Source organism: Enterococcus sp. AZ089 (assembly GCF_050547225.1).
GTDB lineage: Bacteria > Bacillota > Bacilli > Lactobacillales > Enterococcaceae > Enterococcus_D > Enterococcus_D entomosocium.
This window is the reverse complement of sequence record NZ_CP172954.1, coordinates 653,930-679,759: the sequence shown is the minus strand read 5'-3', so window position 1 is coordinate 679,759 and position 25,830 is coordinate 653,930. Positions and strand designations below refer to the sequence as shown.

Below are 25,830 nucleotides of genomic sequence, written 5' to 3'. Positions count from 1 at the left end.
TTTCTCCTCCTTCTTATAAAAGTTATTTTGCTCTAGCTAAAAAGTCCCCACAAAATGGATCGATCGGGCTCTTACCTTTAAACGGTTCTTTCCCTAGCAATTTCTGGATTACAGCCTCCACTGTTTCTGGATTTCCTGTATACGCATTGATAAAAGTTGAAACATAAGGGATGTCAAATAAGTGATAGGGATTGGCAGTAGAAACAAAAATGGTAGGGAGATCCTTTTCATACCAGGGAGCATTTGCGGCCATCAAATGATTCCAATCCAAACGAACTGTTGTCTGATTGCTGGCGGTCTCAACATTAGCAACATACAATGCCAAATCAAATTTATTTCTAAGATCCTCAACCCCTGCCTCGAAAACCTCTTGGAAATCCAATTGTTGATTATCGAAAAGGTTGACTTCAAATCCAGCAGCTTCTAATCCAGCTTTAAAAAGCGGACCCACTCGTCCTCCCTCTTTAAATCCACCGTCGTCAGAATCACCCAAAATAACGAGACGGATTCGAGGGTATCGTTTTGGGGTGAGTGGTAAGTGTTTTTCTCTGTCTTTGACCAATGTAATCGACTCATCAGCAATTTTTTTCGTTACCCACTGATATTCAGTACGATCGATGACACTTTTAGGAGTACTATTGACTGTCTCTTCCCTTACTTCAGTAAATAAACCATGGTACATCTTGACTGCTAAAATTCGTGCGACTGCTTCATCCAAACGTTCCATACGAATGCTTCCCTCTTTTACAGCAGATGCGATCACTTCATAATCTTCATCAATATTTTTATTAAAAAGCAACATATCGATTCCTGCATTGATTGAAGCAACGAGTCGCTCTCTATGAGGCATGATCGTCGTGTAACCGACCATTGGTGTTGCATCAGTGATAGCCAAACCATTGAAGCCCAGTGTATCTCTTAGTAACCCGTTAACTAGAAGTTTCGAGCAAGAAGCAGGCATCAATTCGGTTTCTCTGATAGTTGGTGAAAGTTTTCGCTCCCACGCAGGCTGATAAATGTGTCCCACCATGATACAGCTGACGTTTTTTTCAATAAACTGGCGATAAATAGTCCCATACGATTCCATCCACTCATTCGCGGAGAGTGAATTGATCGAACTCAGTAAATGTTGATCCCTTTCATCAACACCATCCCCAGGAAAATGCTTGATCACTGGAATGATGTTACTCTCAGAAAAACCGTCTATCTGCGCTTGAGCCATGCGAATAATTCGTTTTTGATTACTTCCAAATGTGCGAGTATTCGTGATTGGGTTCTTGAAGTTATAATCAATATCGACAATCGGTGAAAAAGCCATATTAATACCAATTCGAGCCGCTTCCAGCCCAGCAATTTTTCCTAAGTAATAGGCATTTTCGGTGCAATCTGTAGCGGCGATCTGCATAGGATTACCGACCCATGTCCCTTCCGTAAGAATACCATTCCCACCTGACTCTAAATTTGCTGAAAGAAATAACGGTATTGTGCTAGCATCTTGGACTGCTCTTAACTGATCCTTCAATTTTTCAGCATTGTCGGGGCGATACATCATTCCTCCCGGTTGGTATTTCTTAATAAAAGCCGTCAATTCCTTTACAGAACCTGATTGTCCAATCACGAAAAAAAGCTGACCAATTTTTTCCATAACTGACATGTTTTCTACGATCTTCTTAATTTGTCGTTTTCTTGTCTCTGTAAATTTGAAAAGTGTTTCTCTTGTCTCTCTCACTGAGTTGTCCTCCAATCGATAGTTTCACAGACGACGAGCGCAAGAATCACTTCACTCTTGCGCTCGTTTGTTGTTATTATAGTTAACTGTAAATCCTGTGCGAGTTTCTTATCCAGCTTGTTCTTGTGCTAAACGTTCTTCTTGAACTGCTTGATTATCTAAGGTTTTAAAGAACGGGTAATAGATAGCCATAGAAATAGCAACTGCAAATAGTTGATAGATACCAAAAGAGAGACTCCCTTGAACGATGCCGTGGATCAGCGGAGGTAACGAGCCCGCCCCTAGGATGCCAATCGGTGCGGTAATGATTCCCATAGAAATCAATGCGTACCCAAGAGAAGTGATCACTAATGGCGTCAATAAGAACGGAATCAAAAGCATCACATTCAACATCACCGGCATTCCAAAGACAACTGGTTCATTTACACCAAAAAGACCGCTTGGAAATACGATTTTTGAAAATGATTTGTAACGCTTACTCTTGGAAAATAAAAACATGTCAGTCACTAAACCAATCGTTGCACCGCTCCCCCCTAAACATGCCAAATCGTATAACCCAAAATTAATGGCATGAGGGACTGCTTCTCCCGCCGCCACAGCAGCACTATTGTCTGCAAGATAACCCAAGAAAATCGGCATGAGAATCGGCAATACGGTCATTGAACCATGAATCCCGAAAAACCATAAGAGATTCGAGATCAAAATAAGAATCAAAAAGGCAGTTAAGGAACCCGTCAATCGCTGCAATGGTTCTTGAAGCAATGTATAAACAAAATCTGTCGCTGAATTATAACTAGTTACGCTAAAACCAAATTTAACAATTCCAAAAAGTGACGCAATCACAACTGCTGGAATTAAAGAAGTAAATGACTTGGTCACCATTTCTGGCACCCCATCGGGCATTTTGATCGTAATATTTTTTTCCACAAACAATTTCATCAGTTGAATCGTGATCAGTGAAACGAAAATTGCCACGAAGACCCCGCGCGCGCCTAAATAATTGGTACTTAAAAATGAAGCTCTTGCTTCGGGATTTTCAGTGAGTGGCGTTAATAACAGGAAACATACCAATGAGATGAACCCCGTCCCCAAGGCTTGTTCTTTGATCCCGAATATTCCTGCTCCACAGTAGGCAATACTAAATGCCATATACAAACCTAATAAATCAATTGTGTAAGCTGGAATATAATTCATTACTGTCCCAATGTTGGTCACTGATAGAAAGTTTTGATACGGTTCCCAGCTTAAACTAGAAATAACTGTAAAGATGGCACCTAACATAATAACGCCTAGTAATGACATCGAACCTGTACTCACACTTTTTAAATAGCGATTCGAAGAAATTTTATTCGCAACGGGAATAAATCTTTTTTCCATAAAGTGGATAAATGCATTCATTTTTCTTACCCCTTTTTAGTGTTTTTTATTTTATTTTGGTACCAATAGTAACTGTCTTTGGGAATTCGTCGACATTCTTTTGGATCTTCATCTGTGCGATCAACAAAAATCAAACCATATCGCTTTTTAAACCCTTGGTGTGAACTAACCAGATCAAGTAGTGACCAAGGACTATAACCCAATAAAGGATATCCTTCCTCCATAAAACGCTCACATTGCTTAATATGCTGTTCTAAGTAATCAATACGATAGACATCGTGAATTTGCCCATCTTCAATACGATCAGAATACGCTAAACCGTTTTCAGTCACCATCATTGGTAAATGGTATTTTTCATAAATCGACCGCATACCTATATATAATCCTTCAGGGTCAATACCAAATTCCATCCATTTCGTCTTCGTTAAATAAGGATTGTTCCCTAAGGTAAATCGCTCATTTCGATAAAATGGTGGTAGTTTGCTTGTATCTTCTCCCGGTTCAACGGCACGTATACAGGTACTACAGTAATAGTTTATCCCTATAAGATCTGGTTTATTCTTCTTCAAAATTTCTTGATCAGCTGGTTCCGTTTCTGGATACCAACCTTTCTCATTCAAATAATTGCAGTAGCTTTTCGGGTACTCGCCGAATACTGACATGTCGAGAAAACAATTTTGTAAAAAGTCTTCGGCGTTCTTAGCTGCTAAGATGTTCCTTGGCGAAGGTGTTTCAGGATAAACAACTTGCATAGAGCACACCGGTCCAATTTTCCCATCTCTTACGATTTTTCGAAAAACTTGAATTGTCTTTTTCTCAGCTAGCGACATATTGTAACTCATTTGATACATCTGCTTCATTTTTTCATCTGCATCCGTTTCGTGATTGCCATTTAAATCAGAAGCTGCTGTGACGATCAATTGCTCGTTGATCGTTCCCCACAACTTGACTCGATCACCGAAATGCTGAAAGCAAACTTTTGCATAAGCAACAAAGTAATCAATACATTTTCTTGATTTCCATCCGCCAAATTTGGTTACCAATGCTTGCGGCATTTCAAAATGATAGAGGGTAGGAAAAGGTGTGATTCCTTTTTCAAGACACCCATCAATCAAACGATTATAAAAATCGATGCCTTCTTGATTCGGCTGATCACCATCACCCATCACACGTGTCCAATTGAACGAAAAACGATAGAGATCGATCCCTAAGTCTGCCATTAATTCAATGTCTTCGCTTAGATGATGATAGTGATCGGACGCGATCTTCGAATCTGCAATTCCCTCCGGTACGTGACGCACATCTGTTGTTGCAATCCCTTTTCCACCTTCACCAAAGCCTCCTTCTACTTGAAATGCTGAAGTTGATGCCCCCCAATAAAAATCTTTTTTAACCATTGTTCCTTCCACCTTTCCCTTATAAGAAAACGATACCATCCGGGATTAATTCTAACGACAACAAAACAAGACCTCTGGTTTCAAATCCAAAGGTCTTGTTTCAAAATATGAAACTATTGAGGCAAATAGAACTTTTTCATATACATATAAATCAGTAACTCCATCGTGTATAGAATAGCAATCCGTCCTTCGGTGTTTTCGTTGATCTCTCCACAGAGGATAATTTGGTCTGCACTTCGCTCAATGATTGGAGAATGCTTAAACGTAAAGACGATAATTTTGATTCCCTTTTTCTTCAATGCTGCAATCACTTTTTCACTAAAGTAAAAGAAACCACCCTCCATCGAAAAAATCAAAACCAAGCTATCTGGCGAGCTTTCTTCCACAATTTTTAATTGCTCTTCCACTGTAAAACCAATCCGAATAATTTTATCCATGCTTGCTAATTTGCTTTGCAAATGCTGTCCCATAAAAGCAGCAAATTCTAAGCCAAACACAGCAACGTTTTCTGTTTCATGGATCGTAGAGACCACTGTTTCAAGTTCTGAAATCGAGAGATGTTCTTTGGCGTACCTCAAATTGATCAAAAGATTTGAGGTGAATTCGTCCAGAAATTCCTCCCTTTGTTCCACGGGCTGGATTACTTTTTTGGAATAATCGCTGACGATATCGATCTCTTTTTCAACCGCTTGTTTGAATTCTGTATAAGATGAAAAAGCCAAAATTCGAATGAATCGCGAAATCGCTGCAGTCGACACAAAGCATTCTTCTGCGAGTTCATAAATGGTCATCTTAGGGATTTTCGAAAAACTTCTTAGAATCGCCTGTGCAATAAAGTAATTATTGTCTTGTTTTTTCTGATTATTTAAATAGCGCAACAAAAGACTTCTGACTGAGGTTCCTTTATTTTCCATTCGTGCTACCTCCTAAATACGCTTTCACCTAAATATACAATGAAAGCTAGGGAAAGCAAAGTTGAATTGGTGAAATTCTCCTTATACTCTGCGCCCATTTCGATAATTTGAATCTAAAAACCTTTCCCTTGCCTTGCCCGTATCCATATTCCATAATCAGACGTGAGAGACGATCCACCAAACAGACCATATGGGAGTGTTATGAATGAAAAATTTTCAGATGACGTTTATTACTTCTACTACCACCATTCGTTGGTTGAAACTATTGAATCTCTTGGAACGGCATAAGACCCTTTCGAATCGTGAGTTATCAAAAGCTGTCCAGAGTTCGCGGCGCACGATCATTTATGATATGGAGGGGCTACGGAGCTACTTTGGAAGTACTTTAATGATCGAATCCACGTCGAATGGCTATTCTCTTCACGAATTACTACCGAAGGAATATCTTGAACGAAAACGAGCGCTCCTTCAGAATGAACCGTTATTCGTTATTCTTGAGCATCTGTTTAAGGGAGAATATCGGACAGTTTCCGAATGGGCAGACTATTTTTATCTTTCTGAAAGTTCCCTTTTACGCTATTTAACGCTTTTTGAAAAAGCCCTGAGGCCCTTTCAGTTATCTGTTGATCACAAGAATTTCCGTCTGATCGGATCAGAAGCGGATATTCGCAAATTTTTTCATACCTTTTATTATGAGTCAGACGCTACGCCTCATACGGTACGTCCAACGATCGCTGTGCAAAACATCGTCTTAGATTTTTTTCGAAATATACGCGGCAAAACCAATAATACGGCTTCATTTTGGTATATCAGTTATTGGTTGTATATTGTCCTTGAGCGTACTCAAGCAGGAGAAACTGTCATTGTCTCCGATCAATTAAAAAAGATCGTCTTGGCAGATGAGCTCTTCCAAGAAATCCAGCCCCTCAATCAACGACTCCAAACGGCTTTTTCCTTGTCTTTACCGTCAGAGGAGCTGGTCTACCTTTTCGCTCTACTAGCAAGTAACCGTGGGATAAACAACTATCTCAGGGAAATATCATTTGTTAACCGCTTTGACCATTGGCCTGAGCTAAAAGAACTGACTGCCAATTTTTGCCAGTTTCAGCAAATATCCGATCATGATCAGTCCCGAGAGTTTATTTTTCTCCATTCTTTCTTTATAACAGAAAAAATAAAACAGCTGATTTCCCCTACCTATAATCTAAGCATGGAAGAAATTTCCAATTACGCACAAACACAATACCCTAAAGAGTATGAGGAAAATACACGGTTTCTTTTTAGACAGCCTCTCTTTGAAGCAACTGCTCTGCCAGCAATCAGTGCCCGCTTCACTTTGTACTTTGAAGGATTAAAAGAAAAATACTGGGGCAACCCACGCCGAATCGCCTTTCTTTTAGAAGGGGATGCGCATATTTGCCTTCACATCAATGCTTTTGCCGTAAAATATTTTGGTCGATATCATGTTTTACAATTCCCTGATTCCAGTGAGTTTTCTTTGGATTATGTGGAACGAAACAAGATTGATCTAGTCGTGACGAATTACGCAGAGTATTTGGAAGAGTATATTCTGGATATTGAATGCCTCCTAATAAAATCGATCCCAGATGCAGATGATTGGAACAATTTCTTGAAAATCATCAACCCAAAAATCATCCATAATTTTGCGTTGCGAAACATCGAAAAAAGCACCTTTTATAAGTGAAAAGACGTGTGCGGCACTTGAACGCCGCACACGTCTTTTCAATTCGTTTCTTATTGCCGACTAGTATTCTTTCTTCACTCTGGCACACTACTTAACGACCATTCAATCGTTGCACGGTACCATCCCAACTTGGGATTTGCACCAGCAGGCACTTCCAAGGCGACACTGGTGGCTGCCGTCTCTTGATCACCAAAACGATAGACCCATGTTCCCGTACTCTGACTGTCGCCAGTTAGTAGAGGCTGCGCTTCACCTGGCGTCAAAGTTACACTATCATTCACCGTGGAAAGCTCTGGCATACTGGCATTGGAATTTGCTGAGGTCGTCATAAGCCGTTGATTGGCTAAGCTGATTTGAGCACCGATCAAGGGCTCATTGTCTTCATTTTGGAAGCCCTGCGAATCAAGAGTCGCCGAGAAATACTCGCTTTTTCTGAGAGCTGTTTGACACTCAAAATCTGTTCGTTTTCCATGTACGCCAATAGTATAAGGCTTCTTCGATTCACTGAGTTCGTTACCAATTGGAATGTAAGACTGTTCACGGGCGTAATCTCCTTTAGCAAATTTCCTATAAATTTTCCATCAAATCGTAGGTCCCTCCTTTAGTGCTGCCTTCGAATCGTTGCAATGTTTCTTGTTTGATTCTAACAAAATTACCACCTATTTTTTATCCAGCATTTGCACACGAGGGTGCAAAAATATTGACTTTCCGCAAAGAATCATTTGTTCTGCGGGCTCTCAACGGTAAATATTAGATGTTATTTTAAATAATTCAGACACGTTTTTGTTTATTGTTTCTCTTTTATAAATTGCTAGCTGTACTCACCAATAAGCCGCAGCTTTTTTAGTAACAGCGCCGATTTCAACTGCCTAAAGCACAAAAAAACAGCTAGACACTTGTCTAGCTGACTTTATAGAATTATAAGTTAGAGCTAACTCCTATTTCCTTTTCAGTACTCTTGTAAACACACCGCCTACCATGATTGCGCCTAGAATCACCAGCCATGCAGCTCGTTGCTCATTCGTTTGAGGAAGAGCCTTTGCTTTTTCTTGACTGGAAGATTTCGTGGTTTCGCTACTAGCACTTGTTTCAGTAGACTGGCTCTCATGGGGATTTACTAGCGTGGCACCGTCATGGTTTGTGGTCGTTGTACTTGGTTCTGCTATACTTGGCTCGGTCGTACTTGGTTCTGTGGTACTTGGTTCCGTGATACTTGGCTCCGTTGTACTTGGTTCGGTAATGCTTGGTTCTGTGGTACTTGGCTCCGTTGTACTTGGTTCGGTTGTGCTCGGTTCTGTTGTGCTTGGTTCCGTGGTACTCGGCTCCGTCGTACTTGGTTCCGTTGTACTTGGTTCGGTTGTGCTTGGTTCTGTGGTACTTGGCTCCGTTGTACTTGGTTCTGTTGTGCTTGGTTCGGTTGTGCTTGGTTCTGTGGTACTTGGCTCCGTTGTACTTGGTTCGGTTGTGCTTGGTTCCGTTGTACTTGGCTCCGTCGTACTCGGTTCTGTGGTACTTGGTTCCGTGGTACTCGGCTCCGTCGTACTTGGTTCCGTTGTACTTGGCTCCGTTGTACTTGGCTCGGTTGTGCTTGGCTCCGTCGTACTTGGTTCTGTTGTGCTTGGCTCCGTTGTACTTGGTTCGGTTGTGCTTGGTTCCGTGGTACTTGGCTCGGTTGTACTTGGCTCCGTCGTACTTGGTTCGGTTTCTTTTTTTGTATTGGTGATTACAAGGGTATCTCCCTCAGTCGTCACACTGCTTTCGAAGCCGTCGGGGATATTGATTTCTTCAACCTGATACACGAAGTCTTCCCCTTGATTGTTGTATTTTGGTAAGTCTGCCATTTGACCAGCAACGGGTATCTTTGTTAATGATGCTTGAAAATCATTGGCTTTTTCAAGGGTCAAACGGTCTGACTGCTGCCAACTGTCTGCTGCCGTAGTGGTGGTTCTTTTGACTTGATAATCGATTTGGTCTGGAATCTCAGCTGCTGAGACATTGACCCACTTTTTGAGAACAGCAAGGGAAACATTGGGTGCCTTGATGGAAGGTATCGGAAAATCCAACGCTTCATCATCGCTTGCTGGTGTTAAGGTCGTACGGCCATTGCACAACACCCACGCCTCTCCTTTAAAATCTGGGGCTTCCGTATTCAAGCGAACTTGGTAGGTCAAGGTCAATTTTTCATTTTCACCTAAGGCTATCCCACTGACGGTAATAGTCTGATCCTTTTCAGAAACGGTTACTCCAGTTGCAACTTCCGGCGCTTCGACCCACTCTCCTTGCGCATTTTTGCGCCATCCGACTAACTGATACTGATCAGCATCAAAATTACCTGCCCCTTGCAAAAGAATGCCCTCACCCATCGGATCTGTAATCGTCCCGTCAGGGATGGTTTTATCGATATGATTGGCGATTTCTGTCAATGCTGAACCCAATCCGCTCAGGTTTTCATCCGTTGTTAAGTAATTGCTCGGTGCAGACGCCAGATTGCGCCCAATGTATTCCCCTCGTGCGGAAGGCGCCGTTGCTACCGAATAATAGGTAAAACCAGATTTTTTAAGCGCGACGATCGTGCCAAGGGTCTCGTCTGTCACCACAGTGTTGCTAACAGGAATGGCTTGCGAATCTGATGGATTTTTACTTGTCGTATGGTAAGCAGTGGCTGACGTTTGAAATTCTTCAATATAGCTTTCCGTGTGATAACCGTTATAGTCACTGATTGCGCCGGTATTTTGATAAACCGCTGCCTCATCTACTGGCAAATAACTACGATTAGCACTGTCGTCACCGACATGAATAAACAGCTTTTCCGCTTCTGGACGACTTTCTTCCAGTAACAGTTGTTGTCCAGCCAATAAGCCTTTTTGCATAAAAGTTCCAGAATGGGATTCGGCCGTCTCACGCAGAAATTGTTCCAAGTAGGCGATATCGGTAGAAAAACCGTTGGTAGTGTAAACTTCTCGATTGTAGGCAACGATCCCGATCCGAATGGAGCCATTCGCTAGCGAATCAGCTAATTCATTTCCAAACTGTTGCAGCCCCAACAAGGCGTTGGTTAATTTTTCTCCAGTCATGGAGGAAGAATAATCGATCACCATGACCAGATCAACAGGGGTACTGGTCTGATTGCCTTTGACAGCTAACGTTACATCAAATAGTCCTTGGTCCGCAGCTTCTTTGACACTTTTTTTCAGATAAGCTTCATCTGCATAATTGACATAGTTCTCTTCATCAAAAGCAACCCCCGGCGCCTGTCCATACTTGTAGTTGTACGTATCTCCTTGCGCCGTTCCATTTGTCAAATACTGTCCGGTCGCATCAGTTTGATAGTCAAAATCATACGTGGTGGTTTCACTGTTTACAGTCAGACTGCCCATGAGAACCCCCATCAACAATAGGAAAAAAATCCCTGCATGCTTTTGCCAACCTCTTTTGTGTTTCATCACTTTCGCTCCTTTATTTCCGCACTGCTTTCCTCAGCAGATCCATGAATGCTGAGGAAAGCGAGTCTTTGTCAGAAAACAGTATAGAAGGTTTTGCTGCGAAAAGGAGACAAAAAATTGCTGATTTCATTTACAAAAAAATCACGTTTTTTGTGCTATCATAAGAGAATCGAGTACATAGAGAAACCTTTAGAACGGAGCTTGAATTATGGAACGGTTTTATCCATTTTTTGGACACACTCTCAAGAGAGATATCGACTTGTTGCGGTTTTTGTATCTTCAAAAACGTTTTGTTCCCATTGAAGAGATCAGTCAAGCGTTGGCTTTGGATCGCCGCTCCATCCAAAAAAGCTTCGACACTTTAAGCAAACGCTCGCTTTCCTTACAAGACGATCCCTCACCGCTTTTGGTTGCCAAACATGGCTTTGGGTTATCCTTCATTGGGACTAAGCGAGACTACAAGCGATTGAGTCGGCAGTTGCTGGAAGCGAATCCCTTTTTTTATTTACTGGAAACCCTTTTGCTGCAAAATGAGATCAATTTGATCCAATTCGCCGCTGACCATTACTTCTCCGAATCAACCGTTCGTAAACGAATCTATGCGTTGCAAAAACTGCTTGCTCCATTGGGATTTCAGCTGCAAAAGCAAAAAGGGACGGTTCGACTCGTAGGCAGCGAAGCCCGTATCCGCTACTTTATGATGGTCTTCTTTTGGCGAACATTTGCCGGTCTGCATTGGCCCTTTACTGGTCTTTCCCAGAAAAAATGTGAAACCATCGCACAAGACTTCTACCAAAACAATCAGATTCCCTTTAACCCGATCGAATTGAAAATGACCACATACATTTTGGCTGTCACTATTTTGCGGTTTCGCAAAGGACAACGGATTTCAGCAGAAGCAGTAGCGATCGAAGCCCCTTTGATTGGGGAAGATCTTTCCCTGTTTCAATCCCTGATTGATGAAGAGACCGCCATCTACAACCATTTATCGTCAGAACTAGCGGAACACTTCTTTCTTGATGAGAATGAACGCCGCTTTTGTTTTCTATGGCTAGCATCGAATCTCGATCGAACGTTTGCCGATGCGCAACTGAACGCTGCGTTTTCCCCAAAAAAACCAACGACGAGCATCCAAAAACTTCTCTGGTCGATGACCGCGTTCGCACCAAAATCCGAGTTGACCCGCCCTTGCAAAAGTAGGATCGTGAATACCCTCTTGAATGGGCTTTTGACTGTCGAATTGTTTGGACCGGTCGACCATACATTAGCCGGCTATAATACTGCACAGTTTTTAACAGAACATTTTCCTGATTTGCAAAAGCAAGCCGAAAAGCTAGTGATAAAAACTTCGTTATACCAAAAAGAGCCGCTGAAACAAAGCGGATTTTCTCTTCATGTCGCTATGGCGTGGACGCTGATTTTGCCGCCAGCTACTTTTCAGCAGAAAATCAAGATCAAACTGGAAACAGACTTGCCGCTGGCGATTTCGCTGACCATCAGAGAACTGATCAAAGCGCCCTTTCAAGGGTTCTACAACCTTGATATTCGTGATCAGTTTGTCGACGACGACTACGATCTCTGTCTAAGCACCACTCCATTGTCTGAAACCTATGAAAAAGCACCGGTCCTATTGATCAATGCACAAGTCACCGTCCCTGATTTGTTAGCAATTCATCAGGCGATTGAAGTATTCCAATCGCAAAAATAATGATTGCTCTGCTCAAATCACTCCAACAAAACGAGACGACGAAGTAATGAAAGTAGGTACTTCGTCGTCTCGTTTTGTTTCATTCATTCAATACAGTATTACTTTTATACAACCAATAGTTAAATCTGTTGCTAGTTCCTTTAACGAAAAGGAACACTCGAGTGTTGCAACTGGATTCGAACGTTGCCGTCTTCATCCAACATATACCCAAATGTATATTCGACCTTTACCTCTTCTCCGGTCTCACCGGATGTAAAATAATAATTTCCTGAAGAAAGTGCTGTATCACCATTTAGAATCGTATCGTGATTGTCAAAGCGTACATTTGTCCACGGCTCTAAAGCAAACCCGCTGTCTTCTTCAATATCACCACCAACGAAATAAGACAAGGCTTCTTCCTTTGTTGAGCGGAAAGGAATTTCAGCAGCTTTCGTCGGTTTAAAAAGGACTGTTCCTTCATCAAATGCATACAACGTATCAAGGGTTTCTTTAGCTTGTTCTTCTGCAGCTTCCTCACTCTGCGTACTTGCTTCCCCAATAGCTACGATGCTCTCAGCCCAAGCTTCTTGTGCTTCTTCGATTGCAGCGAGAGTGATCGTTGGCACTTCAACCGTATCTGCTTGTGCTATGTCGTCTTCATTTTGAGCCCCACACCCTGTTAAAGTAACTAAGATTATTGGTAAAATCAGTGTTTTTTTATTCATTTTATTCCTCCTTCTTTATCAATCAGTCTAATAAAGAATAGGTTTAATTGAAATAATAATCATAAAATCTTAACAAAAATAGAAAAATACTCGTATTTTGATTATTAAATGCATTTATCGCAGCTGATAATGAGAGCTCATTTTTCAATCCGTTGTCTGCTTTTCTGCATATGTCAAAAAATACTGTTTATACGGACGCCCAATTTTTGTATACACATTTTCACTGCGAATGGCTTTGGTCTTTTCTAAGTGGGCGACATACTTTCTTACCGATACATGGGACAATGCGCAAGCTTGCGCCAATTCTTGGACTGTAAATGGCTGTTTGATGGTACGAATCGTTTCTTGGATCAGCTGAAGCGTGTCTTCTGTCAACCCTTTTTCTAGTTCGATCCACGGACTTTTTTGGTTTCCCTGCAGCAGCAGATCGATTTGTTGCTGAGCGATCCGTGGATGTTTGAGGCTTTCCCGTCGTTGCTGAAATACTTGGATACTTTGGGCAAATCGTTCGAAGGAAAACGGCTTGATCAAATAATCCAACATCCCCAAATGTAGGCTTTGGCTGATCAATCGTGTTTCATCGGCCGCCGTGATCATGATCACATCCACAGCCTGTTGTTGTTCCCGTAATGTTTGCAACAGCTCCAAGCCATTGCCATCTTTCAAATGGATATCCAGCAAGAGCAGCTCAATGGTTTCTTTTTGCAACATTTCTTGTGCTTCTTCCACTGTTTCCACCGAAAAAATTCGCTCAAAAACCGCTAAACGTTCTAAATAGCTGCGATGAATAAATTGAACCATCGGATCGTCTTCAACAATCAAAATATTGGCTTTCATAGCTGCTCCTTCCGATAATCATTCGTGATCGTCACTTCTAGGACGCCTTGCGCTTCCTGAAAAGTGATCGTCCCATTGACTTCATGCAGTAATTGCTGAAAATAGCCTACTTGCTGTAAAGTCACTTGTTCCGCGGGTGTCAACATTTCTTCCGCTAGCTGCCAACTCGTTTGCAACTGATTTTCTTGGTACTCGATTTTCATAAATACCTCTTGAGTCAAATGCTTTTGCAGCAAAAGATGATGTATATATTGATAAAGGTTTAATAAGACTTTGGTTTCATGTGCAACGGCCCCTTGGGGAATCTCTGGAAAAATTTCTAACAACAGCTGGCATTTCTTTTCTAAAAATTTTTGCCGCTCGCCAATCAAAAACCCTGCCAACAAAGGGTTTTTAATAAGAATCGCTAGCCGATGAGCAAATTCTTTCTCTGGTTTCAAAATATCATCCAAATAGATCGTCAACTCTTCATAGGCTTCTAAGTCCACCAAACCATAGATGACATGCAGCTTGTTCATAAATTCGTGGGCTTGACTTTGCAGTGCCGTCGCATAGGCTGTCGTATTTGCCAACTGATCCGCAATAAATAAAGACTCTGTCGCATTTCTTAGAAAAATAATATGCCCTATCTGCTGATTTCTCACGATGATCGGCGCCGATGAAAAGACATAGTCCTGCCCTTCTTGCTGTACTAACCGCTCTTGCTTCTTGTCAAAATCGACGTGCTGCAAAGCAGGCAAGATCGTTAGCAGGGATTGGCCAACCAAGCCATCTTCTGATGCAGTAGCAAGCGGCAATGCCGTGGCAGCTCGATTTGCCAGCAAGATGTTCTTCGCTAAGTCTAAGACAAAAACAACATCCTTGGTTTCTTCCAGCATACTATTGCGTTCTTCTAACAAACGTGAGATTTCTTGCGGTTCCAGATTATGCAGTTGTCGTTTCAAATAAAATGCCACGAATAATGCAATCCCCCCGCCTAATAGCAAACTGATGAACAATGCTTTCCGATAGCCTTTTTGCGATAGTAAGATTAGCGATTGCAGTGAAGTCATTTTAATCCCTAATGCCACGACGCCAAGTTGTTCTCCATCTTCTTTCACTGGAACGAACCCACGTAAGGACTGTCCTAAGGTGCCGTTGCCAATGGAGAGAGACTCCTTGCCTTCAATTGCCGGTGTTTCATCGCCACCAGTAAAAGGTTGACCAATCTTTTCAGGGTCTGGGTGCGTGATCCGAATAGCGTCTTGATCCATCAAAACAATAAAATCCAACCCATAATTTTTTGCTAATTCATTGGTATATGATTGCAACTGGGGACTGGCTTTCTTTTCCCGCAGTGCTTGCTTGACCTCCGCTTCTGATGCTAACTGACGACCGATCGATAGCAGCAGCGTTTCTTCATCCCGGTGCATTTGCTCTTTTTGTTCCATCATCATCAGTACATAAAATAATGTTAGAACGATACATAAGGTACTGGTAAAAATTCCTACTAACAGCACCCACAGCCGAACTGGCCGCTCTCGCATAGTCGTTCCTCCTCAATTGCTAATAAGCGTTCATTACACGCTCATTTTAACATAGGAATCTTTTTCCGAAGGTCTTTTTTTAAGTTGTATTTAATTAAATTAGTTAAATAATCTTCTTTGTTTGTGAGCGCTTCCTTATACTGGAAACATCCAAAGGAGGTATTTGAATGAAACAAGTCGTCGCAAAACAACCCGTTGTTGAAAAAAAGCAAACCAAAGCAAAGTGGTGGTCTTTCTATGTTGGTTCCGTTCCTTTGCCCGTCTATCTGGTAATGTCTGCCATTATCTTGATTACTGCTTTTCTACAGCAACTGCCTGTCAATATGTTGGGGGGGTTCGCCGTTATCCTAAGTTTAGGCTGGTTATTAGGAACGATTGGTGCCAACATCCCCATCATCAAGAATTTTGGTGGTCCCGCTATTTTTTCTTTGTTGATTCCGTCAATCCTGGTCTTTTTTAATCTCATCAATCAAAACGTATTGGAATCAACTAATATCTTAATGAAGCAAGCAAACTTCCTTTATTTCTATATCGCCTGCCTGGTTTGCGGCAGCATTTTAGGTATGAATCGCAAAATCTTAGTCCAAGGGTTGATGCGAATGATCATTCCTATGATGTTAGGCATGGTCTTAGCGATGGGCGTAGGTACCCTTGTCGGTGTCCTGTTAGGGCTAGATTGGAAACACACTTTGTTCTTTATTGTGACTCCTGTTTTAGCCGGCGGTATTGGGGAAGGAATCTTACCACTTTCCTTAGGCTATAGTGCCATCACTGGTTTAGGTAGCGAGCAATTGGTCGGTCAGTTGATTCCAGCCACTATCATCGGCAACTTTTTCGCGATCGTTTGTACTGGCTTGTTGACTCGCTTAGGGGAACAAAAACCGAAGCTTTCAGGAAAAGGCCAACTCGTCAAAATGAGTGATGGGGATGATTTGAAAGATGCGTTGGTTGAAGATCAATCACCGATCGACGTCAAATTGATGGGTGCCGGTGTGCTGACCGCTTGTACGCTCTTTATTCTCGGCGGTTTGCTGGAACACGTCACTGGGTTTCCTGGACCTGTTCTCATGATCGTAGCAGCCGCTTTCTTGAAATACTTGAATGTCGTACCAAAAGAAACACAAAAAGGATCAAAACAGCTTTACAAATTCATCTCTGGTAACTTTACATTTCCACTCATGGCAGGATTAGGACTGCTTTATATTCCTTTGAAAGATGTCGTCGGTATGCTGACCTGGCAATACTTTTTAGTCGTTATTAGCGTTGTTTTCACTGTGATTGCCACGGGATTTATCGTTTCTCGCTTTATGAACATGTACCCCATCGAAGCAGCCATCGTTTCTGCTTGTCAAAGCGGAATGGGTGGAACCGGCGATGTCGCGATCTTAAGTACCGCCGACCGCATGAATTTGATGCCATTTGCCCAAGTAGCTACACGTTTGGGTGGCGCGATCACGGTTATCTCAATGACCGCACTTTTACGACTATTATTTTAATTGTTTGAAATCGGAAGGGAGAAATCAAGAATGTCAACGATGAATGTCAAAGAAGCAGCTATGAAACAAGCCAAGGAAAATGGGGGCAAATTAGCCGTCGTTTCTAAAGTCACTATTGATTCAAAAGAAGATTTAAGTATCGCCTACACCCCAGGAGTCGCAGCTGTTTCATCAGCAATTGCTGAAAACGAAGAACTCGCCTACACCTTGACCACTAAGAAAAATACTGTCGCCGTGATCAGCGATGGCTCAGCGGTGTTAGGTTTGGGCAATATCGGTGCCAAAGCAGCTATGCCGGTCATGGAAGGCAAAGCGGCCTTGTTCCAGCGCTTTGCCGGAATCGATTCGATTCCGATCGTCCTAGATACGCAAGACACCGAAGAAATCATTCAAACGATCAAAGCGATCGCACCAACCTTTGGTGGGATCAACCTAGAAGATATCAGCGCCCCTCGCTGCTTTGAGATCGAACGACGCTTGATTGAAGAATTACCGATCCCCGTGTTCCACGATGACCAGCACGGAACTGCCATCGTGGTATTAGCCGCTTTGATCAATAGCCTGAAGCTGATCGACAAATCCTTTGAAGAGGTCAAAATCGTGATCAACGGCGGTGGTTCTGCTGGCCTTGCCATTACCCGAAAATTTTTGGCTGCTGGCATCAGACACATCACTGTTGTCGACAAAGCAGGGATCATTTCAGAAACGAACCATGAACTTGCGCCCCATCACGCAGAAATTGCCAAAGTCACCAATCGTCAACATCTAACAGGAACACTAGAAGATGCCCTCAAAGGAGCAGATGTCTTCGTAGGCGTTTCAGCTCCCGGTGTGCTGCACCCTGAGTGGATCAAAACGATGGCAGAAAAACCAGTGATTTTTGCTATGGCGAATCCAACGCCAGAGATTTTCCCTGATGAGGCACTAGCAGCTGGCGCCTTTATCGTCGGTACTGGTCGCAGTGATTTCCCTAACCAGATCAATAATGTCTTGGCCTTTCCGGGAATCTTCCGAGGCGCATTAGACGCTCGAGCAAGAGACATCACGATCGAGATGCAGATCGCAGCAGCACAAGGGATCGCTAGTTTGATCCCCGAATCAGCATTGACTCCAACCACTATCATTCCAGATGCGTTTCAGCCTGATGTCGCTAAAGTCGTGGCAGAAAGCGTGAAGAATGCGGGGAAAAAAGATTAAATAGATTGGTATCATTAGTGACTGCAGCGCTAGTTGTTTGATACCAATAAAATGAAAAATAGCTACAAAAATGTACCGACTAAGAAAACTAGTCGGTACATTTTTGTGTCGGATTTTACAGATAATCGAAAGTTTCCTCCCAGAAGACAGTCCGAAAAAATACTCCCTAACTTCCCATTCACTATTGCTTCACTTGGTTCACTTCACAGAGGGCACTCTTTAGTTTGAGGATACAATCGACAAATCACACGCTCCCAATCTTTCTTCGTTGGTATGCTACTTAACAAGATATAATCATCCGTCAAACCATAATCCAGGATATAGGGACGATAATTTGTGACGATCAAAACCTTCTGGTCCGCTTTTAATCGTTCTTCTGTTAATTCGTGCAATGAAAGAAAAATGACTTGATACTTTTTTGCAAAGAGCCGAATTGCTTGTAGTCGAATCATTTGAACGACCATTGAGTCCCCTTCTATAAGAAACAAAATATTTTTTTTCGGTTGATAATAGTCGCGTAGTAAATCACTTACCGTTGTAAAACTGATAGCAATATCTTCCATAAATTCTGTCGCAAAAGCTAACTCTTCTTTGTACTTTTCCAAAAATGCTTTATTTTTGTAGTAAGACTCTCGATGGTATGTTTTTATTGAGGCGACTTCTTCAGCTTGTCGCTTGTTCAAAGATGGACAAATCACTTCATTAAGTTTTCTAGACACCAGAAAGGAGATTAGATAATCTTCTAGCAGTGACTGATCCCAGCCCTTAAATTCGGCACCAGCAAAATACGCTTTTACGATCGGCTTCACTTCTGGCCAGAAATTAAATCGAGCTAGAAAAGTTTTTTCTCGATCGTATTGATTGATTGTCCGCGTACATATAATCATGTAGTGAAGCCAAGCAAGTTCTTCTTTGGGTAAAGATACCCCATACTCTTTGAAAATGACTTCTTTCAGAATCTCTAGCAATTTAAAATCATTTTCTTGATAGACAAGCTCTTTTGCCCAGTCAGGAATCGAAACATAGTGCTCCTTTTGCGCCCGTACAATCGTTATATACAGCAGTGAATAAAAAGCCGAGATCGTCAAGCCAGTCCCTACTTCATATTTTCCCAATTTATCAGAAAGTCCCTTTAGAATTACATGATGCAGGCCTTCTGGTGGTCTGATCGTATAGGGGGTGGGCTCACCTACATAGTAAAAATCAAAAAAGAATTTACGAATATTTGCTTCATCGCCTACCAAAGTAACCGGTGTGAAACTTAGAGAAAGTCCATACTCTTTTAAGGCTGGTTGCACACGTGCAATAAACCTTCGTAATGTTGTTTCCGCATAATTGTATCGATAAGCCAATTCATTCAGATCAACTACTTCTCCATAAAAAATGTTCCCAATGATTTCAAATAAAACTTCCTGATTTAATAGCTGCTCTTTTTTTTCTTTAAAGAGAACACGATTTCGTTCTTCGAAATGAAATCCGCTATTACCTGATACCAATTCAATACATTCGCCAAAATGCTCTTTGATCAAGCGTAGGTCTTTCACCAATGTCCGCTGAGAAATAGCCAATCGCTCAGAAAGAATCCCAACTTTAAAAACTTGTTCTCGTTCAATAATCGTTAATATCTGCATCCAACGCTTTGTACTCGGACTTGTAATAAAAGACATCTGAAGTTCCCTCATGCCATCTCTTCACTCATTTCCTTTTCTGACTTGGCTCTATTCATTCTACCATACAACAGAAACCCCTTTCTTCGCTACGTCAAATGAACTTCTTTCTAAAAACATAAGATGTGGCACGAAACATCCATTGTCAGAAAAGTTCGCTTTTGCTTTTTTGAACTTGCTGCGGGCTTTCTTTCAATCCATAGCAAGGCAAGCACCATTCTTTTCCTGGATCAAATGATAGCACTGCGACACGCGACAAATAAGAAAAGTGCTGACACCCATGTATACACACAACCTTTTGCCTGTGCGCAACAGATTTTCTATTGCAGATTCAAATAAAAAAGCTTAACACCTCGTAGATGTTAAGCAGAATCAGCTATCATTCTATGTTTGTTCAATACTCGGTGCCCGATTTTCATTTGGTATTCTTCTCTGGATCGGATTTAAAACCTCACAACCGCTTTGACCAATGGATCATCTTCTAACGTTTGGCGTTCTAGCACCTCTTGCAGTTTTTCCAATGGGTATTCATCCGTGATATATTTTGTGGGATCGATCATGCCACTAGCAATCAAGTCGATCGTTTGTTCAAACTCTTGGCGGGTGCATGAAACGCTGCCGATGAGCTTGATTTCCTGCAAGACCAACCGATTTAATGAAAAAGGAATTTCGGGAGCAACGGAATTTCCGATCGCCACGATCGTTGCACCAGGACGAGCAGCCTCAATGCACGTCGCTAAGGAACTGCTGGAACCGACTGCTTCAAAAATCAAATCGAATCCACCAGCAGAGGCGTCTTTCAATACTTCCCCACGTTTTGGATCCTTGGCATCAAAGTAGTCATCAAAGATTCCCAATTCCTTGGCTTTCTCAATTTTTGTATCGTTGATTTTGGACATGGCCACATAAGAAGCCCCAGCTTTTTTGGCCAATTCGCCAATCAATTGCCCAATGATCCCACTTCCAGAAACCAAGACTTTGTCATTTAACTTAATATTGGATTTACGGACGGCATGATAGGCAACCATCAAGGGATCAATCAAGCTAGCTGCTGTATCTGAAACTGTATCTGGCAATTTATAAGCATTGGACGCTTTTCCGACAAACCGTTCGGCATAGGCGCCATTGCAGACAAAGCCGATATAATTGGTGCCATTTACTTCCCGACACAAATGCTCTTGCCCTTTTTGGCACATATCACATTTCCCACAATAAAGATTGGCCCAAAAAGCAACGCGATCGCCGATTTTAAAGGAACTATCGCCTGCATCCGTCACGACACCGCAAAACTCGTGACCCATGATAAAATCGGACTCCCCTGTTTTGCCCCAACCTTTCCCTGCTTGCCACATATGCACGTCACTGCCGCAGACGCCGCAAGCTGAAACTTGGATCTCGATCAGTCCTTCTTCCACTTTCGGCACAGGTACTTGTTTGACCTCGATCGTTTCTGGTCCTTTTAATACAGCAGCTTTCATGTTTTTTTCTGTCATCTCTGTTTCCTCCTCATTGCTTTTTCCTTTGCTTACTGTCATACTAACATTAAAGTTAACTTTAAAGTCAACGTTAAGGAGTGAAAAAAATGACCTATACGATATCCCAAGTTGCGAAAGCCTTAAATATCCCCACGTCAACCATCCGCTATTACGACAAAGAAGGCCTTTTGCCGACGTTAGCGCGCAAAGAATCTGGCTACCGTTTATTTTCAGATACCGAAATTGAGATGCTGGAATTGATCGAATGTCTGAAGGAAACAGGCATGACCATTAAAGAGATCAAAGATTATGCACAATTGACACGCCTTGGTGATGACTCGCTGCAAGAACGCCATAAAATGTTTCTTGAACAAAAAAAAGCGCTGCAAGCGCAGATAGACGCTTTGCAGCAATCGATGGCGTTGATCGACCATAAGTGCTGGTATTATGAATCAGCGATCGCAGCCGGTACAGAACAAATCCATTTCCCAATCAAAATGTCGTTGAGAAACAAAGAAAAGTTTCAAGCGATCACCGCCCAAAGCGAAGAGCGCTAACGTTATGTAACGTTCACAGGACTATCTGCCTGCTTCTAGTGATCCGAAGCAAACCTATTCTTGGTACTTTTCAAATACTTGCTTGTCTGCTAGTGAATAGACTTGTTCATACAAATAATCAAAGAGAGTATTCATGTTCTCTTTCGTATCGCTCACTTCATCAAGGATCTCTTTTGCCGTACGATGGGCGATATTCAAGCGCATTTCAGCGTTGTAGATCATCCGTTCTGCTTCAACCTGCGCTTCTTCAAGTGTCCGGTCTGCTTTCTTTCTAGCAAACAGCAAGATCTCTCGCATCTCCGCTTGAAACTGCTGATTTTCTTTTTGTAACTCTTGGTTTTCTTTTTGCAGCTCATTGACCGCTTTGCGAAGCGCAGCGGCTTCTTCTTCCTGAGGGCCTCGAGCCTGCTCCTCCAGCTGTGCTTCTTTTTCAGCGAGTTGGTTAGCCAAATTTGTGATGACCTCTTCTTTTTGGAGCAGCAGCTGTTTTTGTTCTTGGGCTTTGCTTTCATACCATTGTTTTTCTCTTGCCCAATCCAAGCGTTCAAAAATCGCTTTTTCTTTCACTTGCTGGATATCCGACTGTGAGCGATGCAAGGTTTCTGCATGGAGCCGCTTTTCAAGTTCTGTGATTCTCGTTCGTGCCAACACTAACTCTTGATGGGTTTGTTCAAAGCTCATATCTGCTGGTGAGACAGGCGCCAGCTCCATCTGCTCCCCGTTCGCTTCCTCGGTAAACGCTTCAAAAGAGCGTTTTTCTTGATAGCCAGGCAAGGGCGCATTGACAGTTTCATTACGCTTTTTGGTGCTTTTACGCTTTCTCTTCCCTTTACTGCTTACAGGATGTGGCATGCCAGTTTCTGAGGACCAGAGTTGCGTCGAGTGCTTAGGCGATCCTTCTGGCTCCAATCGTTCCTCTAGTTCCGCTTGTACTGAAGGAGAAGGTGCCGGCGCCTGTCCACTTCGTTGCCCTTGTTTTTTGCCTTTTTGGGGTTTACTACTGGTACCCGTCATTTCTTGATCATTGCTAGTAGCTTTCTTTTTTGCGGTATCGGCGAAGGCTTCTTTCGACGGTCCATTGGCAACAGCTGTCTCAGCGGTTCTGTTTTCTTTCTCATACGTTTCTTCAAATCCTTTTAATTCTTTCAATGACACTTGGTTCATTTCGTCGAATAGCGTCTGAGCAGAAAACCACCCACGTCCCTTCTTCTTACTCATCCCTTGAATCCCTCCCTTTCGTCAATAACTCTTTTGATTGTTTCATTCTAAGTTCCCGTGTCTGAAGCTTGGACAAGCTCTTTTCGGTTGAGTACTTGCCACTGTCCCTGAGCATTGCGGACGATCGTTTGTTCAAATGACGTATCGGGCGTATCTGCTACTTGCAACACGAAATGGCACCGTTTCACGCCTTGCGCCTGCGATAGATCATCGATGATTCGCTGCAAATTAGCTTCCCAAGCAGGAAAGTCCGCAGAAGAGTTCAAATGACTTGAACTCGTTAGGGTGATTTCTTGCAGCGGTTGGTCAATATGGATCAGCACGACTGTCGGTCCTAAAAAAGGCGTCACTTGCGTCCCAAATTCTTCTTCTAGCTGAAAACGCGCTTCTCGATCATCCGCCATCAGCAGCGTCTGCCAAGCAAGATTTTCAAAAGGGAGACCTGCAGACGGGTACACCGATAACGGTCGTTGCGTCCCTTCCATCTGTTCTTTTTGTAAATGTAAGATTTCCTGTTTCATCTGCTCCCTTTCCTCTGCTATCCTGCGGCTTTGCGCATGTATGGAAACATGAGTAAAAGTCAAAAGCAGCAAACTCATAAGAAACAGACCACTCACCATCAGTAACGCTAACGGATGTTCATTACGAATCTTATGCTTAAAAAAAGCCAGTTTTCTTTTTTCCAACTCCGTCATCTTTGTTCGTCGCTCAAGTCTTCGAACAAAGATTTCGAGGTATCCCCGTTGAGCAAGCACCCCGATTGCCACAAAACAAAGCAGCAGTATGCTGACATAAACAATCTTCACGGACATCCCCCTTTCCATCTTTTGTCCATAATTGAGCCTCGATTTTCAAACAGACACGCTGACTGACCTCGTTGAATCCTTAAAAGAAATTCAAGACGACCCCACGAAGGGCCTCGCTCGTCACCATACCAAATTCACGACTATCGATCGAGTGCATGATCGCATCCCCAACGACGAAATACTCTCCTGGCTGCAAGATGCCTCCGACCGGCAATTCCCTCGCCGTTTCTTGCGTCAGTGTAAAGGTATAGGAAAAATCATAATAGGACCCTGATGCACCCAATAGCAAACGATTGCCACTGCGCGCATAGGAATCCCCAGGAACCCCGATCACTCGTTTTACGATCAGCAGCCCTTCATGCTCAAAAGCGATGAGATCATAACGATGCGGCAACTGATTCTTTTGAATAACGACTAACTCGTTGTTTTGAATAATGGGGGCCATCGAATCACCGCTGACACGAGCCATTTTGTAGTTTGAAAAGAAATAGAACAGCAGCAGTAGCAGACAACTTATCCCCAACACACGAAGTACCAATTGTTTTTGGAATCGACCCATGATACCTGTTGCTCCTCTACCATAATTTTACGTCGTACGTAACGTTTGACTGATTCTACCGTTGGCTCTACCGTTTTTGCGAGAGGCAGACGCTGCTTGAAGCTCTTCACTAGGAACAGAGCCTTTACATTGACCAAGAAAATCGGCTAAAATCGCCTTGCCGAGACGTTCAATGGAATTTGGCTCAATCGGTCGTTCCAACCGATAGATGGGCTGTTCCAATTCCAGCAAAAAGAGCGGTTGATCAGTGACTACCACCTGGCGGGCGGTGAAAATCGACAGCTCACTCGTAGTCTCGACGACAACATCCACTCCTTGGGCAGCCAGCCAATCACTCAGACGTTGTTTGATCCAGCCTTTGATTTTCTCATTTCCACACAAATGATAGGTGATCATCAGCTGGTTGTTTTTTAACTGCTGCTTCTTTAGATAGGACTCGCCTATTGTCAGCAAATGGTGAGAAGCAGCGCTAGAAAGTGCCTTCGGCTTTCCAATACCAGACACTTCTGGCTTTTGACGATCCCGCAGCAAAGGAGGTGGCACATGGAAGAGCCGATCCAGTAACATGACTGCTAACGTCACTTGCACGAATACGCGATCTTCTCTCAATGTCTCTGCTTGCTTAGGAAACGTCTCTCGCAAGCTATCGATTGGATCAAAGGGCACCGTTTCTTCGACCCACGGATGTTTCAATAAAAACGAAAGTACCCCTTCATCTGCCATCATCAAAAACAATAGGACACACCGTTCTTGCTGCGACAAGGACCTGCAGACCTCCAAGCCTTCGATGACAAAACCCGTTTTTTCTAGAAACAACCGACAAAAGTCAGCCATTTCCCAATTTTCTTCCAAGCGTCCACCTTGTTGCGCCCGTAAAAGAAAGACCTTCGTCCACTGCAACGAAACCACTGGATCGATCGGCAAGGACGGACGATACCGCAGTATCAACGTTTCAGCCAGCTGCTCAAAGATTTGGTAGGGCTGTTCCTCTTCTTCAAAATAAAAGGCTTTATAGAAATACCGTATGTTTCCTTCTGCCCCTTCTAGGCACCACTGCTTTTTATTCAAGGTCAGTTCATAAGCAGCGAACAAGGTCTGAAGCTGACGACATTGTTTCAAAAAGGTTTGATTGCCTAATCCGGTGATCGCAACAAGTTTTTCCGGTATCGCCGTTTCTTGCTGACACAAGAAATGCAGAAACAACAGATTCGGGTCATCCGCCAACAATGCTCGCTTTTTTTCCTGATACTCTGCCAATTCTTGGATCATCAATTCATAACCATTGCTGGCAGATGCGAGGATCGTCGAAGCCCCAAAGAGTTGGCGCAGTTCCTCAATGTCTGAAATAATCGTCCGCCGAGAAGCGCCGCAAGCATGTGCCAGCTGTTTCCCACTTAAAGGACCGCAACATTCCAACTGCCGCAAAATCGTCAATTGCCGCTTGCACGTCATTGAAAATAAACTGTTCATCAATAAAGACGGCTTGTTTCTCATCGTTTCACCTCCCCACACATT

20 protein-coding genes are annotated in these 25,830 nt (G+C 42.8%); 5 read left to right on the top strand and 15 right to left on the bottom strand.

Annotated features, from left to right (window positions below):
* Window positions 1-22: 22 nt before the first annotated feature.
* The 4 genes from IGJ01_RS03110 to IGJ01_RS03095 form a co-directional block, all read right to left on the bottom strand.
* A complete protein-coding gene (locus tag IGJ01_RS03110; RefSeq protein ID WP_244733075.1) occupies window positions 23-1,729 on the bottom strand; it encodes a glycoside hydrolase family 3 protein in 1,707 nt (568 codons plus the stop codon).
* 108 nt (window positions 1,730-1,837) lie between these two features.
* Window positions 1,838-3,127: a PTS sugar transporter subunit IIC gene (locus tag IGJ01_RS03105; RefSeq protein WP_008378054.1), complete on the bottom strand. Its 1,290-nt coding sequence runs from the start codon at window positions 3,125-3,127 to the stop codon at window positions 1,838-1,840.
* 5 nt (window positions 3,128-3,132) lie between these two features.
* Window positions 3,133-4,503, bottom strand: coding sequence for a glycoside hydrolase family 1 protein (locus tag IGJ01_RS03100; RefSeq protein ID WP_008378052.1), 1,371 nt, complete (start codon window positions 4,501-4,503; stop codon window positions 3,133-3,135).
* A 113-nt stretch (window positions 4,504-4,616) separates the two neighbouring features.
* Window positions 4,617-5,417 carry a MurR/RpiR family transcriptional regulator gene (locus IGJ01_RS03095; RefSeq protein ID WP_008378050.1) on the bottom strand — a complete coding sequence of 267 codons (801 nt, stop codon included), beginning with the start codon at window positions 5,415-5,417 and terminating at the stop codon, window positions 4,617-4,619.
* Between the two features lie 205 nt (window positions 5,418-5,622).
* Between IGJ01_RS03095 and IGJ01_RS03090 the strand changes: the two genes are divergently transcribed.
* Window positions 5,623-7,122 (top strand): helix-turn-helix domain-containing protein, encoded by a 1,500-nt coding sequence (locus tag IGJ01_RS03090; RefSeq protein ID WP_244733073.1) that lies wholly within the window; start codon window positions 5,623-5,625, stop codon window positions 7,120-7,122.
* Window positions 7,123-7,196: 74 nt separating this feature from the next.
* On the opposite strand, the gene IGJ01_RS03085 is transcribed toward IGJ01_RS03090, so the two are convergent.
* Both IGJ01_RS03085 and IGJ01_RS03080 read right to left on the bottom strand, forming a co-directional pair.
* Entirely contained in the window at window positions 7,197-7,490 is a 294-nt protein-coding gene (locus tag IGJ01_RS03085) for a WxL domain-containing protein (RefSeq protein WP_244733071.1), read from the bottom strand.
* A gap of 570 nt (window positions 7,491-8,060) precedes the next feature.
* Window positions 8,061-10,565, bottom strand: coding sequence for a VWA domain-containing protein (locus IGJ01_RS03080; protein ID WP_430601394.1), 2,505 nt, complete (start codon window positions 10,563-10,565; stop codon window positions 8,061-8,063).
* 208 nt (window positions 10,566-10,773) lie between these two features.
* On the opposite strand from IGJ01_RS03080, the gene IGJ01_RS03075 reads away from it, so the two are divergent.
* On the top strand, window positions 10,774-12,273 hold the full coding sequence (locus tag IGJ01_RS03075) for a helix-turn-helix domain-containing protein (RefSeq protein ID WP_430601393.1): 1,500 nt from the start codon (window positions 10,774-10,776) through the stop codon (window positions 12,271-12,273).
* Window positions 12,274-12,413: 140 nt separating this feature from the next.
* Here IGJ01_RS03075 and IGJ01_RS03070 read toward each other — a convergent pair whose 3' ends face one another.
* The 3 genes from IGJ01_RS03070 to IGJ01_RS03060 all read right to left on the bottom strand — a co-directional run bounded on the left by IGJ01_RS03070 (window position 12,414) and on the right by IGJ01_RS03060 (window position 15,340).
* Window positions 12,414-12,977 carry a hypothetical protein gene (locus IGJ01_RS03070; RefSeq protein ID WP_008378032.1) on the bottom strand — a complete coding sequence of 188 codons (564 nt, stop codon included), beginning with the start codon at window positions 12,975-12,977 and terminating at the stop codon, window positions 12,414-12,416.
* Window positions 12,978-13,121: 144 nt separating this feature from the next.
* A complete protein-coding gene (locus IGJ01_RS03065; protein WP_008378031.1) occupies window positions 13,122-13,814 on the bottom strand; it encodes a response regulator in 693 nt (230 codons plus the stop codon).
* A complete protein-coding gene (locus IGJ01_RS03060; protein WP_008378028.1) occupies window positions 13,811-15,340 on the bottom strand; it encodes a Spo0B domain-containing protein in 1,530 nt (509 codons plus the stop codon). The genes IGJ01_RS03065 and IGJ01_RS03060 overlap by 4 nt, the downstream gene beginning before the upstream one ends.
* Before the next feature lie 167 nt (window positions 15,341-15,507).
* Here IGJ01_RS03060 and IGJ01_RS03055 point away from each other — a divergent pair, with 167 nt between their 5' ends.
* Both IGJ01_RS03055 and IGJ01_RS03050 read left to right on the top strand, forming a co-directional pair.
* A complete protein-coding gene (locus tag IGJ01_RS03055) occupies window positions 15,508-16,836 on the top strand; it encodes a 2-hydroxycarboxylate transporter family protein (RefSeq protein ID WP_086316913.1) in 1,329 nt (442 codons plus the stop codon).
* Window positions 16,837-16,866: 30 nt separating this feature from the next.
* A complete protein-coding gene (locus IGJ01_RS03050; protein ID WP_429967645.1) occupies window positions 16,867-18,033 on the top strand; it encodes an NAD(P)-dependent malic enzyme in 1,167 nt (388 codons plus the stop codon).
* A 203-nt stretch (window positions 18,034-18,236) separates the two neighbouring features.
* Here IGJ01_RS03050 and IGJ01_RS03045 read toward each other — a convergent pair whose 3' ends face one another.
* Both IGJ01_RS03045 and IGJ01_RS03040 read right to left on the bottom strand, forming a co-directional pair.
* Complete coding sequence (locus IGJ01_RS03045; protein ID WP_430601392.1) at window positions 18,237-19,715, bottom strand: helix-turn-helix domain-containing protein; 1,479 nt, start codon at window positions 19,713-19,715, stop codon at window positions 18,237-18,239.
* Window positions 19,716-20,143: 428 nt separating this feature from the next.
* Entirely contained in the window at window positions 20,144-21,193 is a 1,050-nt protein-coding gene (locus tag IGJ01_RS03040; RefSeq protein WP_254907482.1) for a zinc-dependent alcohol dehydrogenase, read from the bottom strand.
* Between the two features lie 89 nt (window positions 21,194-21,282).
* Here IGJ01_RS03040 and IGJ01_RS03035 point away from each other — a divergent pair, with 89 nt between their 5' ends.
* On the top strand, window positions 21,283-21,732 hold the full coding sequence (locus IGJ01_RS03035; protein WP_086316908.1) for a MerR family transcriptional regulator: 450 nt from the start codon (window positions 21,283-21,285) through the stop codon (window positions 21,730-21,732).
* Window positions 21,733-21,786: 54 nt separating this feature from the next.
* Here the strand turns inward: IGJ01_RS03035 and IGJ01_RS03030 are convergent, their stop codons facing one another.
* From IGJ01_RS03030 to IGJ01_RS03015, 4 genes are all read right to left on the bottom strand, one after another.
* The gene (locus IGJ01_RS03030; protein ID WP_430601391.1) at window positions 21,787-22,950 is read right to left on the bottom strand and encodes a hypothetical protein; all 1,164 of its coding nucleotides are present in this window, start codon (window positions 22,948-22,950) and stop codon (window positions 21,787-21,789) included.
* 47 nt (window positions 22,951-22,997) lie between these two features.
* The gene (locus tag IGJ01_RS03025; protein ID WP_086316906.1) at window positions 22,998-23,762 is read right to left on the bottom strand and encodes a hypothetical protein; all 765 of its coding nucleotides are present in this window, start codon (window positions 23,760-23,762) and stop codon (window positions 22,998-23,000) included.
* A 73-nt stretch (window positions 23,763-23,835) separates the two neighbouring features.
* Window positions 23,836-24,315 carry a signal peptidase I gene (gene lepB / locus IGJ01_RS03020; RefSeq protein ID WP_086316905.1) on the bottom strand — a complete coding sequence of 160 codons (480 nt, stop codon included), beginning with the start codon at window positions 24,313-24,315 and terminating at the stop codon, window positions 23,836-23,838.
* A gap of 27 nt (window positions 24,316-24,342) precedes the next feature.
* Entirely contained in the window at window positions 24,343-25,809 is a 1,467-nt protein-coding gene (locus IGJ01_RS03015) for an HTH domain-containing protein (RefSeq protein ID WP_430601390.1), read from the bottom strand.
* Window positions 25,810-25,830: the final 21 nt, after the last annotated feature.